Annotated in this window: 12 protein-coding genes and 1 tRNA gene; 4 read left to right on the top strand and 9 right to left on the bottom strand. The window is 53.2% G+C overall.

All coding sequences use genetic code 11. From position 1 onward, the window contains the following. The first annotated feature begins 14 nt into the window (after positions 1–14). On the top strand, positions 15–431 hold the full coding sequence (gene csgF, locus HVY19_RS08130) for a curli production assembly/transport protein CsgF (protein ID WP_181683820.1): 417 nt from the start codon (positions 15–17) through the stop codon (positions 429–431). A gap of 25 nt (positions 432–456) precedes the next feature. Continuing rightward, positions 457–1,290: a curli production assembly/transport protein CsgG gene (gene csgG / locus HVY19_RS08125; protein ID WP_181683819.1), complete on the top strand. Its 834-nt coding sequence runs from the start codon at positions 457–459 to the stop codon at positions 1,288–1,290. Between the two features lie 41 nt (positions 1,291–1,331). Here the strand turns inward: csgG and HVY19_RS08120 are convergent, their stop codons facing one another. The 4 genes from HVY19_RS08120 to ghrA form a co-directional block, all read right to left on the bottom strand. Further along, positions 1,332–1,814: a DUF1097 domain-containing protein gene (locus tag HVY19_RS08120; protein ID WP_181683818.1), complete on the bottom strand. Its 483-nt coding sequence runs from the start codon at positions 1,812–1,814 to the stop codon at positions 1,332–1,334. A 100-nt stretch (positions 1,815–1,914) separates the two neighbouring features. Next, positions 1,915–2,469: a molecular chaperone gene (locus tag HVY19_RS08115; RefSeq protein ID WP_181683817.1), complete on the bottom strand. Its 555-nt coding sequence runs from the start codon at positions 2,467–2,469 to the stop codon at positions 1,915–1,917. 23 nt (positions 2,470–2,492) lie between these two features. Further along, positions 2,493–3,230 (bottom strand): phosphatase, encoded by a 738-nt coding sequence (locus HVY19_RS08110; protein ID WP_181683816.1) that lies wholly within the window; start codon positions 3,228–3,230, stop codon positions 2,493–2,495. Positions 3,231–3,314: 84 nt separating this feature from the next. Continuing rightward, complete coding sequence (gene ghrA, locus HVY19_RS08105; RefSeq protein WP_181683815.1) at positions 3,315–4,253, bottom strand: glyoxylate/hydroxypyruvate reductase GhrA; 939 nt, start codon at positions 4,251–4,253, stop codon at positions 3,315–3,317. Positions 4,254–4,487: 234 nt separating this feature from the next. Here ghrA and HVY19_RS08100 point away from each other — a divergent pair. Beyond that, positions 4,488–4,575, top strand: a tRNA-Ser gene (locus HVY19_RS08100). Between the two features lie 316 nt (positions 4,576–4,891). Here HVY19_RS08100 and phoH read toward each other — a convergent pair. The 5 genes from phoH to putP all read right to left on the bottom strand — a co-directional run bounded on the left by phoH (position 4,892) and on the right by putP (position 11,203). Continuing rightward, positions 4,892–5,680: a phosphate starvation-inducible protein PhoH gene (gene phoH, locus HVY19_RS08095; protein ID WP_181683814.1), complete on the bottom strand. Its 789-nt coding sequence runs from the start codon at positions 5,678–5,680 to the stop codon at positions 4,892–4,894. Between the two features lie 486 nt (positions 5,681–6,166). Next, positions 6,167–7,450 (bottom strand): iron uptake transporter deferrochelatase/peroxidase subunit, encoded by a 1,284-nt coding sequence (efeB, locus tag HVY19_RS08090; protein WP_181683813.1) that lies wholly within the window; start codon positions 7,448–7,450, stop codon positions 6,167–6,169. Positions 7,451–7,453: 3 nt separating this feature from the next. Next, positions 7,454–8,581 carry an iron uptake system protein EfeO gene (gene efeO, locus HVY19_RS08085; RefSeq protein WP_181683812.1) on the bottom strand — a complete coding sequence of 376 codons (1,128 nt, stop codon included), beginning with the start codon at positions 8,579–8,581 and terminating at the stop codon, positions 7,454–7,456. A gap of 56 nt (positions 8,582–8,637) precedes the next feature. Continuing rightward, complete coding sequence (efeU, locus tag HVY19_RS08080) at positions 8,638–9,471, bottom strand: iron uptake transporter permease EfeU (RefSeq protein WP_181683811.1); 834 nt, start codon at positions 9,469–9,471, stop codon at positions 8,638–8,640. A gap of 223 nt (positions 9,472–9,694) precedes the next feature. Further along, on the bottom strand, positions 9,695–11,203 hold the full coding sequence (putP, locus tag HVY19_RS08075) for a sodium/proline symporter PutP (protein ID WP_181683810.1): 1,509 nt from the start codon (positions 11,201–11,203) through the stop codon (positions 9,695–9,697). 398 nt (positions 11,204–11,601) lie between these two features. Between putP and putA the strand changes: the two genes are divergently transcribed. Next, complete coding sequence (gene putA, locus HVY19_RS08070; protein WP_181683809.1) at positions 11,602–15,564, top strand: trifunctional transcriptional regulator/proline dehydrogenase/L-glutamate gamma-semialdehyde dehydrogenase; 3,963 nt, start codon at positions 11,602–11,604, stop codon at positions 15,562–15,564. Positions 15,565–15,578 lie beyond the last annotated feature (14 nt).

Below are 15,578 nucleotides of genomic sequence, written 5' to 3'. Positions count from 1 at the left end.
GTCCGGAGGCTGTAATGCGTGTCAAACATGCAATCGTGGCGCTTATGCTTATTTCCCCCTTAAGCTGGGCAGGTAATATGACATTCCAGTTCCTAAATCCAAACTTTGGGGGTAACCCAAATAATGGTGCATTCTTGCTAAACAGCGCTCAGGCGCAAAACTCGTATAAAGACCCCAGTTACGATGACGATTTTGGTATTGAAACGCCTTCCGCCCTGGATAATTTTACTCAGGCTATTCAGTCACAACTGTTAGGCGGACTGTTGACCAATATTAATACGGGTAAACCCGGCAGGATGGTCACCAATGATTTCATTGTTGATATTACCAATCGGGATGGGCAGCTGCAGCTAAACGTCACGGACAGAAAAACGGGAAAAACATCGACAATCGAAGTGTCGGGTTTACAGACAAATTCAACCGATTTTTAAGTACCCGCAAAATAAGGATCATATCATGCAGCGCTTATTTATTTTAATCGCCGTTATATTATTGAGCGGGTGCTTAACCGCCCCCCCAAAACAAGCCGCCAAGCCGACATTAATGCCGCGTGCGCAAAGCTATAAAGATTTAACACATTTGCCGATGCCGACAGGCAAAATCTTTGTTTCGGTCTATAACATTCAGGATGAAACGGGGCAGTTCAAACCATATCCGGCCAGTAACTTCTCCACTGCCGTACCACAAAGTGCGACGGCCATGCTGGTGACTGCGCTGAAGGACTCCCGCTGGTTTGTTCCTCTGGAACGACAGGGCCTGCAAAACCTGTTAAACGAACGCAAAATCATTCGCGCTGCGCAGGAGAACGGTACCGTCGCCATTAACAACCGTATTCCATTAGAGTCGCTAACAGCAGCGAACATTATGATAGAAGGTTCGATTATTGGTTACGAAAGTAATGTGAAATCTGGAGGGGCAGGCGCCCGCTACTTTGGCATTGGGGCGGACACGCAGTATCAGTTGGATCAGATTGCGGTCAACCTGCGCGTCGTCAACGTTAGCACGGGTGAGATCCTTTCTTCGGTGAATACCAGCAAAACGATTCTCTCATATGAAGTCCAGGCTGGGGTCTTCCGCTTCATTGATTACCAGCGTTTACTGGAAGGGGAAATCGGCTATACCTCAAATGAACCGGTTATGCTGTGTCTGATGTCCGCCATTGAAACTGGCGTTATTTTCCTGATTAACGATGGTATCGATCGCGGGTTGTGGGATTTGCAGAACAAAGCTGAACGTCAGAATGACATCCTGGTGAAATACCGTCACCTGTCGGTGCCGCCAGAGTCCTGAGTCCGATCATAAAAAAAGCGTGAGGTTGTCCTCACGCTTTTTTATTTACTGGTTACCGCGCGTGTACTTTGCCTTTCACGCCGTGACGCCAGCCAGAGGCCACTGCTTTTCATGGCATAACCAAAGAGCAGACCCATGGCCAGCGAAGGCAATACCAGTTTCCAGTCACCCTGCCCGGCAAATGTTGCGCATGCGCCAATGAAGGTGCCGGGTACGAACGACAGTAGCACCTGCTTCGCCTGAATACACATCAGGAATGCGACAAAGCCCGTTATCACATAGCCTACGATTTCCAGATGCGGTGTCAGCGCGCTGCCATGAATTATCACTAGCGCCCATACGAGGCCGCTTAACAGCGTCGAGGCGGAAATAGCCAGCCCCTTCAGCCCACCCTGTGGGCACGCGAAATAGGCCGTACAGCCAAGAAATCCCGCCCAACTCAGTAAGCCAAGAGAAACAGCCACCCATCCCCAAATCCCAGAGAGAATGCCTGTCGTAATTGCAATTGAAAGAAGTATGTTCATGCCGCGCATGATAACAGAATGGCGCAACATGAATGAGATCACGCACACATTTTGTGCAAGTTATAATTCTTGTTGCATTTATAAGTGACGTGAATCACACTTATTCGTCAGTATCTTCTTCTAACTCATCCCACATAGCGCCTATGGCGTCACGTGTTATTGCGGCCATTGTCCGCCAGAAGGGCGTCGTCGCATGGGCCTCAACTTTACCCAGAAACGTGCCGCACCACGGCAGCAGGTATTCCGCAAACAGCGTTTCCAGCGCTTCACTTTCATCTTCAGCTGACTGATCTTCCAGCCATGACGCCGCTAGAAGCAGGGTTCCAATGTGATCAGCAGGCGTGTCGGCAAGCGGCATCCCACGGGAGGAAAGAAATGCGCGAACATCCGCTTCCTTTGCCCCGTCGACCCAACTACTGCGATACGGAGACACAGCGCACTCTTCTCCAACGAACAGCGCATTGTAATCAGCAGCCAACTGAGCCATGTCGCAACTTTTTTGCAAACGGGCTAAGAGCTCATCCTGCTCCAGCGGCCAGTTCGCCGACAGTTTGCCTTCGCGAATCAGGGTAAAAAGCGGAACCAGCAGCGGATCCTGCGGTTGGCGGTAATACAGTGACCCCAGCACGCGGCAGAGGATAGAAAACTCGTTCATCAATTTAGTCCAGCTTGTTATGTTTATAGTTCTGCAAATTCAGGGATGGGCGCCATTCCGCGCATTTCCAGGAAATTCAGTAACCGTTTCGGCGTTACGTTTAAAATACGCTCTTCCGGGAAGTTGACCGCATCAAGGATTTTACGGCACTCACTAAAATCCCCCATCGTAAAGGCGGTATGCGAATCCGACCCCAACGCAACCCAGCCGCCGGCATCGCGCACCGCAGCCGCTACTGCGCGACAATTGGCTTCGCTGCCTTTTCGGGAATGAAGGAAAGAGGAGTTGTTAATCTCAAGCGCGACCTGATATTTCGCCGCAGCCTGGGCGATGGCGGTGATGTCGACAGGATATTTTGGATTTCCAGGGTGGCTAATAATATGTACGACACCACTGGCCATTGTCGCAATCATCGCCTTCGTGTTGGTGGCTTCATCCTGAGGGGCAAAAACCGGCTCATGGAAACCGGCAATGATCAGATCCAGCGAGGTGAGCATTTGACCCGTACAGTCAATTTCACCTTCGATATTTTTGATATTTGCCTCGATGCCGCGCAGGATCCCTACCCCATCGACCACACGCGGCCAGATACGCATATTTATGAAATGCCAGTGATGCGGCGCATCGGCCATGTCCGGACCATGATCGGTAATGGCGAACAATTTCAATCCCTGACGTTTGGCCTGGGTGATGTAATCGCTCAGAGTACTGTAGGCGTGGGTGCTGGCGACGGTATGCATATGCAGGTCAACGGGATACATATTTCTCTCCTGAAGTCATTTGCCACAAGGATAGCAGGAATCGCCAGCGTTTTTTAGTCGAAACCCAACGTTACCGACCCGGCCTCAGTAGCCGCGCTCACGATCCACCTGGCCAGTCACCGCATCACCCTTTTCAAGCTGGGCAATGGTCCGTGAAATGTACTCCACGGCTTCTGCAGGGCGCGTTACGGCAGCAATATGCGGCGTCATCGCTACGCGCGGATGTTTCCACAAGGGGCTATCCACGGGTAATGGCTCACGGCTAAAGACATCCAGCATTGCGCCCTTCAGCTTGTGGCTATTCAACGCGGCCAACAGGTCGTCTTCATTAACATGAACACCCCGCGCCAGGTTCAACAAATACGCGCCGTCCTGAAGTTGATTGAGCAATTCGCTGTTGATGATGCCAACCGTTTCGGCGGTATTGGGCAGGAGATTAATAAGGACTCGCGTCTGGCTAAGGAATTCACCCAGTTCTTCCTGACCCGCAAAGCTTTCGACGCCCGGATACGCTTTGCGACTGCGGCTCCAACAGCGCAGTGGGAATCCCCAGGTTTGCAGACTCTCAGCCACCTTACCGCCCAGAACACCCGCCCCCATAATACCGATGGTAAACTCCTCGCGTGAGTACTCCGCCAGCGGCTGCCATTGACACGCATTTTTAAGTGCCTGGTAATCATCAAAACGGCGGAACCAGTGCAGCACCTGACTTACGGCGTATTCCTGCATTTGTAAGCCCATTCCGGTATCTTCCAGGCGAAAGAGAGGAATCGACATATCGAGCATATTGGGGTGGGCTTTGAGTTTGCTGAGGATCGAATCCACACCCGCGCCGAGGGCAAAGACCGCTGTCAGTTTCCGCCCTTCCAGCATTTCTACCGGTGGGTGCCAGACGAGCGCATAATCTGCCGGATCGTTATCGCCCTGCTTCCACTCGCGGACTTTGGCGGTGGGGATGGCCTTTTCCAGGGCTTTGATCCACCATGAAGTATCGAATGTAGGGTGATAGAAAATGATATCCATAAAGACTCCTGCGTGTTGTTGTGCGGTGCTTGCCGCACTTATTGTCATCGTTTTCAAGGGGATTACCAGCATAACAAAATCACCGCCGCTGGTAAAAAAAGCAGTTTCCGCTTAATTAATCTCCAGGTTGATGGAAGATTGTGTAAACGAATGATTTTTTCGAAAAGTTAATTGACGCAGGCGGCGTATTTCCCTAAATTAGCGCCCGTTCCAGCAGTTCAGGAACAACAATATGGTGAGGTGTCCGAGTGGCTGAAGGAGCACGCCTGGAAAGTGTGTATACGGCAACGTATCGGGGGTTCGAATCCCCCCCTCACCGCCATATTTCAGATGAGAGCCGGTACTTATGTATCGGCTCTTTTCTTTTATATTCTCCCTGAGGGGGGATGAGAACACCCGAGCGTAAGCCCGGTAAGCGACAGTGTCACCGGGCAATTTGCCGGATGGCGGCTCCGCCTTATCCGGCCTACAAACCCACACACGCCCCGACCGTAGGCCCGGTAAGCGACAGCGCCACCGGGCAATGTGCCGGATGGTGGCTCCGCCTTATTCGGCCTACAAACCCACACACGCCCTGACGGCAAATCTATCCCCAAAAAACAAAGCCCGGTTTCCCGGGCTCTGAACGCACACAACCTTTAACTATAAGCATGCAGCGTTCGCTGGCACAACGCCGAGCGAACGCAATCGTCTTTGCCGAAGCGGACAATGCCTATCATCTCATCTTCTTTAAAGCGCGCCAGCGCATCGCTTAATCCTGACTGAACGTGGGCGGGTAAATCGCACTGAGTAATATCCCCATTCACAATCACCGTCACGTTCTCCCCGAGGCGAGTTAAAAACATCTTCATCTGCGCAGCAGTGACATTCTGAGCCTCGTCAAGAATAACCACCGCATTTTCAAATGTACGTCCGCGCATATAAGCGAACGGCGCGATTTCCACCTTACCGATTTCAGGTCGCAGGCAATATTGCATAAAAGATGCGCCCAACCGCTTGACTAGCACGTCATAGACCGGCCGGAAATACGGAGCAAATTTCTCCGATATATCGCCAGGCAAGAAGCCGAGATCCTCATCAGCCTGCAAAACTGGACGGGTAACGATGATCCTTTCAACATCTTTATGTATCAGAGCCTCTGCTGCTTTTGCCGCACTGATCCAGGTTTTCCCGCACCCGGCTTCGCCCGTCGCGAAAATCAGCTGTTTACTCTCGATAGCATTCAGGTAGTGCGATTGAGCTTCATTACGCGCCATGATTGGTGTGGTGTCGCGACTGTCACGCGCCATACCAATTGCTTCTACGCCACTCATCTGCACAAGCGAGGTGACCGACTCTTCTTCACGTTGTTTATGACTGCGTGAATCCCGTCTCAGCACACGTTTGGCTTCACGACGAGCTTTGATCACTGCTTTTTGTCTTCCCATGGATAGCACCTTGAGTTGTTGGTATTCATCACACGCGCCGTTACCAGCGCGATTATGCGCACAAACATCTGAGGGTTGGCTTCCTTGTAAGCCATAGCTTGCTTGTTGAAGAGACGCCACATGCGGCTACGCGCACCGTATACGGCGTCGGTAACTGGGGAAAAAGAAGGAGGTGTCAGGAATTTAGCGGTGACGAAATGACTATCGGAGGAAGGAATTCCGAGTAAGGTACGGCTTAGGCTTTGATTAACATGTCCAGTACAGGACCTTACCATCCGCGATCTCCATAGTGAATGAGCATCACTGCCGGGAACTACCGCTACTCTGTATAAATACAACAGAAATCACCATTAATGCAACATTGCATTTACTATATTTTAACTATTGAATCTCTTTTTGCTTAGCTCAGTCTCTTACAAAAACATGACTAAATTATTTCAATGTATGAATCCTAAAAAAATCCCCATCGCAGGATGGGGATTGGCATCAGGCTTCCAGCAGCGTCTGCCCCAGATAGCGATCGGCAGTTTTTACCCCCGGCAGCGCAAAGAAATAGCCGCCGCCGATAGGCTTCACATATTCTTCCAGCGCTTCGCCGTTCAGGCGTTTTTGCACAGTCAGAAAACCTTTTTCCAGATCATGCTGGTAGCAGACGAACAGCAGCCCCATATCCAGTTGGCCGGAGTTGGTGACACCAAGCGAATAGCTATACCCCCGGCGCATCATCAGGTTTGACTGTGTTTCTGGCGTGCGCGGGTTCGCCAGACGGATATGACTATCCAGCGCAATGACGTTACCTTCCGGATCGTTGGCGTAATCCGGCACGTCGTGTTCGTTGTGCATCCCCAACGGTGCGCCGGTCTGCTTATCGCGGCCAAAAATGGTCTGTTGTTCTTTTAGCGGCGTTCGGTCCCAAAACTCAACGCGGAACTGGATCAACCGCACGGCCTGATAACTTCCCCCCGTTGCCCAGGCGGGTTCCCCCTGCTCCGCGGTGACCCAAACCACTTCCTGCATCAGCTTCGCGTCGTGACTGTCAGGATTAGCCGTGCCGTCTTTGAAGCCGAGCAGATTCACCGGTGTCTCTTTACCTTTACTACGGGCAGCATGGTCAGAAATAAACCCTTCCCGCTTCCAGCGAACGCTGAGCAAGTCTGGCGTGTGTTTAATGATATCGCGAAGCGCATGAATCACCGTGTCCTGCGTATTGGCGCAAATCTGTAATAGTAGATCGCCATGACATAAGGCTGCATCGAGCGAGTCATTGGGAAAACGAACCATTCTTTGCAGCTTCTTTGGCAACTGCGCGGCTAAGCCAAAGCGCGCGTCAAACAGCGAATGCCCCACCGAGAGTGTCATCGTCAGGTTATCCGGCGCAATGAAGGCACCGAGGATCCCGGAGTCCATCGGCGGCAAACGTGGGTTCGGCGTTTCTGGTGCCGGTCCGCCGGAGGTCAAAAAGGCGATTCGCTGTGTCAGCAGGCGAAACAAACGTTCGAGATCGGCTTTATCACTGGCCAGTACGTCAAACGCCACCAGCATCATTGAGGCTTGTTGAGGTGTCAGGATCCCCGCCTGATGCGCGCCATAAAAGGGCTGCGTTTCGCTTCGTGCATCTGGCGATAAGGTCCCCGGCGCGCTTTGCGGCGTTTGCGCATGCGCGACCGGACATCCCCCCGTCAGGGCCAGCGCGCCACCGAGCGCCCCCATACCTTTTAACAAACGTCGGCGTGACGGTTCGCTCACGCCGTTCTTATCATCGTCTTGCATAGCTTAATCCAGACCCAGAACGCCGCGTAATTGTGCGAGATCTTCTGCCAGTGTGGTGATCGGGCCTTTCAGTGCGTTACGGTCAGCATCAGTCAGTTTGTCGTAGGCTTCAAAACCCTCTTTGGTACGGTATTTAGCCAGAATGGTATCGACTTTTTTGAAGTTAGCATCGACCTTCGCCAGCAGCTCAGCATTCGATTTCTGTAACTGTGGACGCAGCAGATTCACAATCTTTTGCGCACCGTCGACGTTAGCCTGGAAATCCCATAGATCGGTGCGGCTGTAGCGTTCTTCCTCACCACTGATTTTGGTCGCCGCGACTTCTTCAATCAACGCCGCTGCGCCACCCACCACTTTTGACGGCGGGAAAGCCAGTTCGCTAATGCGTTTTTGCAGATCCAGCACGTCGGTATTCAACTGGTCGGCATACTTTTCCGCCCCTTTAATGTTGTTGTCGCCAAACAGTGCCTTTTCAAGACGATGGAAACCGGTAAATTTCGGATCGGCGGCCTTTTGCTCGTAATCATCTTCACGGGCATCGATGCTACCGTCGAGGTCGGAGAAGAGTTCGGCAATCGGTTCGATACGCTCATAGTGCTGACGTGTTGGCGCATACAGAGTCTTCGCTTTTTCAATGTCACCGGCCTTGATCGCATCTGTAAAGGCTTTGGTTCCGGTCACCAGTTGTGCGGTTTCTTCTGTCACATACGCCTTATATTCGGTAATTGCCGAGCCCAGGCTCAGCAGCGCATCGCTCTGGGCGGCGTCCGCCGTCGCGCTACCTTTAACGATCAGTTTCCCTTTCGGGTTGGTCAGCAGGCCGCAGGTCATGTCGTATTCACCAGGCTGCAAATTAGCAGTCATTTTCTGGCTAAAACCCGGAGCAATGTTTTCACGCTCTTCAACGACCATCACGCCTTTGAGAATTTCCCATTCCAGCGCCTTTTGGCTGTGGTTCTGAATAATGAACTGCGTCTTGCCCGCATTCACCGTGATGTTCATCGGCTCGCATTGTTTATCGGTCACGGTCACTTTGACCTGCGGAACATCAGCGGCCTGGGTGGTAAAAGCGGAGGCAAACAGCGCAGCCATGCCAAGCTGGAGCGCACTACGGCGGAAGTTATACGTCATGACTAATCCTTTAAATAAGTATGTTGTAACTAACCAAATATCTGCGTCGCCCAGCGTTAAGGCGCTGTTCGGGACGCCGTTGTACCTGCGCGCGACGGCATCGCAAAAAGCGCTAATGCCGGAACCAGATAGATAAACCAGACCGCGACCTCACTGACGCTCGGCGCTTCCTGATAACCGAAAATGCCTTCCATTAGCGTGCCAAACAGCGAGTGCGTGGAGAGAATTGCACTCATATCGAACGCGATGTCCTGAAAGTGGTTCCACAAGCCGGCCTCATGGAAGGCGCGAATCGCCCCCGCCGCCAGACCCGCAGCCACCAGCAGAATAAACAGGCTGGTCCATTTGAAAAATGCAGCGAGATTAAGACGAATACCGCCCCAATAAAGCAGGAAGCCGAGCACAACCGCCGTTGCCAGTCCCAGCAGTGCGCCTACTGGCGGCCAGATCCCAACGTCTTGTTGAAATGCGGCGAGCAGGAAAAAGACAGACTCCAGCCCTTCACGGGAAACGGCAAAAAAAACCATCATGATCAGCGCCCAGCCGTGGTTATTGCCACGCTGTAATGCATTATCAACGGCCTGCTCCAGTTGAACCTTCACGTTGCGGGACACTTTACGCATCCAGAACACCATCCAGGTCAGAACCACGACGGCAATAACCGCCACGATACCTTCGAACAGCTCCTGTTGTTTCTGCGGAAATTCACCAGTGGTTTCATTAATAAATATCCCGAGCGCCAGACACAGTGCCGCAGCGAGGAGAACGCCAACCCACATCACACCAATCCAACGCCCGCGTTGGGTGCGCTTCAGGTAACTGGCAATCAGGCTGACAATCAGTGCGGCTTCCAGCCCTTCACGCAACATAATGAGAAACGGAACAAACATGCCAAAGGTCCTTAAGCGTTATTCTTAGTCAATTGATGCAAAGAAAGGTAAATTACAGTGATAGTGATTATCATTACGGCAAGAGAAAACTCAAGCAGAATGTAGTGAGAATGATGTCAGAATGTAAAAACTTATCACGGTAAGGGTTTTTATGGCGGGCAGAGATTTTCATCCATAAAAAAGCCCGCACGCGGCGGGCCTGATGAGAACAGAGTGGGAGGTATTAACCTTCCTGGAGACGCGACGGTGGCGCAGAATGATAATGCGCATCGGCCTCAGCAAAACGCTGCTGCATCGTGGCAGACGGCGCTTTACCCAACAAACTGAAGACCACAATCCCGATGCTGCCAAAGATAAAGCCTGGGATAATTTCGTACAGTCCCAGCCAGCCAAATTGCTTCCAGATGATGACGGTCAACGCGCCGATAATCATTCCGGCCAGCGCGCCGTTGCGGGTCATGCGTGACCACATGACAGAGAACAGAACCACCGGACCAAACGCAGCGCCAAAGCCGGCCCACGCATAGCTGACCAGACCCAACACGCGGTTTTCCGGATTTGCAGCCAGCGCAATCGCCACCAGCGCAACCGCCAGTACCATGAAACGCCCTACCCATACCAACTCTTGCTGACTGGCACCTTTGCGCAGGAAGGCTTTGTACAGATCTTCAGTAATGGCGCTGGAGCACACCAGCAACTGGCAGCTCAGCGTCGACATGACGGCGGCCAGAATGGCAGACAGCAGGATGCCGGCAATCCACGGGTTAAACAGGATTTGCGCCAGCTCGATAAATACGCGCTCGGAGTTCTGATTAACCGAAGCAGCGAGCGTCGGGTGTGTTGAGAAATAAGCGATACCAAAGAAGCCAACGGCACAGGCACCCGCCAGACACAGGATCATCCAGGTCATGCTGATGCGACGCGCATGGACGATGCTGTGATGTGAATCTGCCGCCATAAAGCGCGCCAGAATATGTGGCTGACCGAAGTAGCCCAGTCCCCAGCCCATCAGGGAAATAATGGCGACAAAGTTCAGCCCCTTGAGCATGTCTACGTTCTCAATGCTCTTTTGCTTGATCACTTCCAGCGAGTCGCCAAAGCCACCCACGCTGATGATCACCATAACAGGCGTGAGGATCAGTGCAAAAATCATCAGGCTGGCCTGCACAGTGTCCGTCCAGCTCACCGCGAGGAACCCGCCAATGAAGGTATAAATAATCGTTGCGGCGGCACCAGCCCACAGTGCTGTTTCGTAGCTCATGCCAAAGGTACTTTCAAACAGACGCGCGCCTGCCACGATTCCCGATGCGCAATAGATAGTAAAGAACAGCAGAATAACCAGCGCGGAGATTATACGCAGCACCCGGCTTTTATCTTCAAAACGACCGGTGAAATAGTCCGGCAGCGTCAGAGCATTGTTATTGTGCTCGGTATGTACGCGAAGGCGTCCGGCAACCAGCTTCCAGTTGATCCACGCCCCCAGCGTCAGGCCAATGGCAATCCAGCTTTCCGAAACACCGGACAGAAAAATGGCGCCCGGTAAGCCCATCAGCAACCAGCCGCTCATATCAGAAGCCCCGGCAGACAACGCCGTCACAAACGGCCCCAGGCTGCGCCCACCCAAAATGTAGTCATCAAAGTTTTTGGTTGAACGCCAGGCGATAAACCCAATCAGTATCATGCCAAAAATATAGATACAGAACGTCACCAGCATCGGTGTGCTAATTGCCATTAAGACTCTCCAGATTCTCTGTTTTATTACTCTGCCGGAACGTGGCAAAGCGTGTTGTATTTTCCAGGCGACCGTATCCTGCCGGATGCGCGGATTATTCACAATCGATTTAACACATCATTTACATCAAAACTTAACGCAGATGAACACTATTTTCTGGCAGGTTGCACTCTCTCACATTTTTGCCGGTTGCACCTTTAAAAAGTGTTAAGTGCCGCAGAGAAAATAATAGCGTTATGACTTTTCCTGGGGTCATTGTTTTTTCTTTTATTAACATTTCATTCATTTTTAAGCTTGCTATGCAGGTCACATTTAACGTGGTTGCACAAAGTTGCAACATAGTAGATATTTCTCGATAACTATCAGCAGGACCTTATTGAATAACAGGAGCAGAAGTCATGGGAACCACCACGATGGGGGTTAAACTGGATGACGCCACGCGCGAGCGTATTAAGTCAGCGGCTACGCGAATTGACCGTACCCCGCACTGGCTCATTAAACAGGCAATCTTTAATTATCTGGAAAAGCTGGAACAAGATGACGTCCTGCCTGAACTGCCCGCGCTGCTGGCAGGTGCTGCTAATGAAGGCGATGAACCAGGGTTGCCGCAGGAGGAAAGCCATCAGCCTTTCCTTGATTTTGCCGAACAGATCCTGCCGCAGTCAGTCTCTCGTGCTGCTATTACCGCAGCATATCGCCGTTCAGAAACCGATGCTGTTTCGATGCTAATGGAACAGGCTCGCCTGCCACAGCCGGTGGCTGAACAGGCGCACAAGCTGGCGTATCAGTTAGCAGAAAAATTACGTAACCAGAAAACGGCTTCCGGTCGTGCGGGCATGGTCCAGAGCCTGTTGCAGGAGTTTTCCCTCTCCTCACAGGAAGGCGTCGCCCTGATGTGTCTGGCCGAAGCGCTGCTGCGTATCCCGGATAAAGCCACGCGCGATGCGTTAATCCGCGACAAAATCAGCAACGGCAACTGGCAGTCACATATTGGTCGTAGCCCGTCGCTGTTTGTTAACGCAGCAACCTGGGGGCTGCTGTTTACCGGCAAACTGGTGTCGACCCATAACGAAGCCAACCTGTCGCGTTCCCTGAACCGTATTATCGGTAAGAGCGGTGAACCGCTGATCCGCAAAGGCGTGGATATGGCAATGCGTCTGATGGGCGAACAGTTCGTCACCGGTGAAACCATCGCTGAAGCGTTGGCAAACGCCCGCAAGCTGGAAGAGAAAGGCTTCCGCTACTCTTACGACATGTTAGGCGAAGCCGCCCTGACCGCAGCCGACGCCCAGGCCTATATGGTTTCCTACCAGCAGGCGATTCATGCGATTGGCAAAGCCTCCAATGGGCGTGGCATCTATGAAGGCCCAGGCATCTCCATCAAGCTTTCCGCCTTGCACCCGCGTTACAGCCGCGCGCAGTATGACCGGGTGATGGAGGAACTCTATCCGCGCCTGAAATCCCTGACCCTGCTGGCTCGTCAGTATGATGTGGGCATTAACATCGACGCCGAAGAGGCCGACCGTCTTGAGATCTCTCTCGATCTACTGGAAAAACTGTGCTTTGAACCTGAACTGGCGGGTTGGAACGGTATTGGTTTCGTGATTCAGGCGTATCAGAAACGCTGCCCATTCGTCATTGACTACCTGATTGACCTTGCAACGCGCAGCCGTCGTCGTCTGATGATTCGTCTGGTGAAAGGCGCTTACTGGGACAGCGAAATCAAACGCGCCCAGATGGACGGTCTGGAAGGCTATCCGGTTTACACCCGCAAGGTCTACACCGACGTTTCCTATCTCGCCTGCGCGAAGAAACTGCTCGCCGTGCCAAACCTGATCTACCCGCAGTTTGCGACCCATAACGCCCATACTCTGGCCGCGATTTATCAACTGGCGGGACAGAACTACTACCCGGGCCAGTATGAGTTCCAGTGCCTGCACGGCATGGGTGAACCGCTGTACGAGCAAGTCACCGGTAAAGTGGCAGATGGTAAACTTAACCGCCCTTGCCGCATTTATGCTCCGGTAGGAACCCATGAAACGCTGCTGGCGTATCTGGTGCGTCGTCTGCTGGAAAACGGCGCTAACACCTCATTTGTTAACCGCATCGCGGATACTACCCTGCCGCTGGATGAACTGGTGGCCGACCCGGTTGAAGCCGTTGAAAAACTGGCACTGCAGGAAGGACAAACCGGTCTGCCGCATCCGAAAATTGCCCTGCCGCGCGATCTGTACGGTAAAGGTCGGGACAACTCTGCCGGGTTGGATCTCGCTAACGAACATCGCCTCGCCTCGCTCTCCTCTGCCCTGCTGAACAGCGCCCTGCAAAAATGGCGGGCACTGCCGATGCTGGAACAGGGCGTTGCCGAAGGTGAGATGAGCCCGGTCATTAACCCGGCAGAACCGAAAGACATTGTCGGTTTTGCGCGTGAAGCAACCGAAGCAGAAGTGGAACTGGCGCTGCAAAGCGCAGTGAATAATGCGCCGATCTGGTTCGCCACCCCACCAGAAGAACGCGCGGCAATTCTGCACCGTGCTGCCGTACTGATGGAAGGCCAGATGCAGCAGCTTATCGGCATTCTGGTGCGTGAAGCAGGTAAAACCTTTAGTAACGCCATCGCCGAAGTGCGTGAAGCGGTCGATTTCCTGCATTATTACGCAGGCCAGGTTCGCGATGACTTTGATAATGAAACGCACCGTCCACTCGGTCCAGTGGTGTGCATCAGCCCATGGAACTTCCCGCTGGCAATCTTCACCGGGCAAATTGCCGCCGCGCTTGCCGCTGGCAACAGCGTACTGGCAAAACCGGCAGAACAGACGCCGCTGATTGCCGCTCAGGGGATCGCAATCCTGCTGGAAGCCGGCGTACCGCCGGGCGTGGTACAACTGCTACCGGGTCGTGGTGAAACGGTGGGTGCGCAGTTAACCTCCGATAACCGCGTACGTGGCGTAATGTTTACCGGTTCAACTGAAGTGGCGACGCTGTTGCAACGTAATATCGCTACCCGTCTTGATGCTCAGGGTCGTCCTGTCCCGCTGATTGCCGAAACCGGTGGGATGAACGCGATGATCGTTGACTCCTCTGCCCTCACCGAACAGGTGGTTGTGGATGTGCTGGCTTCTGCGTTTGACAGTGCCGGTCAGCGCTGTTCCGCCCTGCGCGTCCTTTGCTTGCAGGATGATATCGCTGACCATACGCTGAAAATGCTGCGTGGCGCGATGGCGGAATGCCGGATGGGTAACCCTGGACGCCTGACCACCGATATCGGACCGGTGATCGACAACGAAGCGAAGGCCAACATTGAGCGCCATATTCAGGCAATGCGCGCGAAAGGTCGCACCGTGTTCCAGGCCGTGCGTGAAAACAGCGACGATGCCCGTGAATGGCAGAGCGGTACTTTTGTCGCCCCGACGCTGATCGAGCTGGAAAGCTTTGATGAATTGCAAAAAGAGGTGTTCGGCCCGGTTCTGCACGTAGTGCGCTACAACCGTAGCGAGCTTGACGCGCTGATTAAACAGATTAATGCCTCTGGCTATGGTCTGACGCTGGGTGTTCATACCCGCATTGATGAAACCATTGCGCAGGTCACCGGTTCTGCACACGTTGGTAACTTGTACGTTAACCGCAATATGGTGGGTGCCGTTGTCGGCGTGCAGCCGTTCGGCGGAGAAGGACTTTCAGGAACTGGGCCGAAAGCCGGTGGGCCGCTTTATCTCTACCGCCTGCTGGCTAACCGTCCGGAAGATGCATTGGCAACGACCCTGGCGCGTCAGGATGCCGAGTATCCTGTCGACGCACAGTTGAAAGCCGCATTGATCCAGCCGCTGGAAGCGTTAAGTGAATGGGCGGCAGACCGACCTGCTCTGCGCCAGCTGTGCCAGCAGTATGGCGAACTGGCGCAGGCGGGTACCCAACGCCTGTTGCCGGGTCCCACCGGCGAGCGCAACACCTGGACGCTGCTACCGCGTGAACGCGTTCTGTGTGTCGCAGACAATGAACAGGATGCGCTGGTGCAACTGGCTGCCGTACTGTCGGTTGGTAGTCAGATTCTGTGGTCAGATGATGCTTTCCATCGCGAGCTGGCAAAACGTCTACCTGCTGCCGTTTCCGGTCGTATTCAATTTGCCAAATCCGATAGCCTGACCTCGCAGCCGTTCGACGCGGTCATTTTCCACGGCGATTCCGATCAGCTCCGGGCGCTGTGTGAAGCGGTCGCTGCCCGCGAAGGTGCGATTATTTCGGTGCAAGGGTTTGCCCATGGGGAGAGCAATATCCTGCTGGAGCGTCTGTATATTGAACGTTCTCTGAGCGTCAACACAGCGGCTGCCGGAGGTAACGCAAGTCTGATGACAATTGGCTAAAGCTATGCTTAATT

Origin of the sequence: Citrobacter sp. RHB25-C09, from assembly GCF_013836145.1 — a bacterium.
Classification (GTDB): Bacteria; Pseudomonadota; Gammaproteobacteria; order Enterobacterales; family Enterobacteriaceae; genus Citrobacter_A.
Note: the sequence above shows the minus strand (reverse complement) of the source record. Positions and strands in the feature narration are given on the sequence as shown.

What these genes read in the sequence shown, in the direction of transcription:
- csgF (WP_181683820.1), top strand. Translation starts at nt 15, where the DNA reads ATGCGTGTCAAACATGCAATCGTGGCGCTTATGCTTATTTCCCCCTTA.
- csgG (WP_181683819.1), top strand. Translation starts at nt 457, where the DNA reads ATGCAGCGCTTATTTATTTTAATCGCCGTTATATTATTGAGCGGGTGC.
- HVY19_RS08120 (WP_181683818.1), bottom strand. Translation starts at nt 1,814, where the DNA reads ATGAACATACTTCTTTCAATTGCAATTACGACAGGCATTCTCTCTGGG.
- HVY19_RS08115 (WP_181683817.1), bottom strand. Translation starts at nt 2,469, where the DNA reads ATGAACGAGTTTTCTATCCTCTGCCGCGTGCTGGGGTCACTGTATTAC.
- HVY19_RS08110 (WP_181683816.1), bottom strand. Translation starts at nt 3,230, where the DNA reads ATGTATCCCGTTGACCTGCATATGCATACCGTCGCCAGCACCCACGCC.
- ghrA (WP_181683815.1), bottom strand. Translation starts at nt 4,253, where the DNA reads ATGGATATCATTTTCTATCACCCTACATTCGATACTTCATGGTGGATC.
- phoH (WP_181683814.1), bottom strand. Translation starts at nt 5,680, where the DNA reads ATGGGAAGACAAAAAGCAGTGATCAAAGCTCGTCGTGAAGCCAAACGT.
- efeB (WP_181683813.1), bottom strand. Translation starts at nt 7,450, where the DNA reads ATGCAAGACGATGATAAGAACGGCGTGAGCGAACCGTCACGCCGACGT.
- efeO (WP_181683812.1), bottom strand. Translation starts at nt 8,581, where the DNA reads ATGACGTATAACTTCCGCCGTAGTGCGCTCCAGCTTGGCATGGCTGCG.
- efeU (WP_181683811.1), bottom strand. Translation starts at nt 9,471, where the DNA reads ATGTTTGTTCCGTTTCTCATTATGTTGCGTGAAGGGCTGGAAGCCGCA.
- putP (WP_181683810.1), bottom strand. Translation starts at nt 11,203, where the DNA reads ATGGCAATTAGCACACCGATGCTGGTGACGTTCTGTATCTATATTTTT.
- putA (WP_181683809.1), top strand. Translation starts at nt 11,602, where the DNA reads ATGGGAACCACCACGATGGGGGTTAAACTGGATGACGCCACGCGCGAG.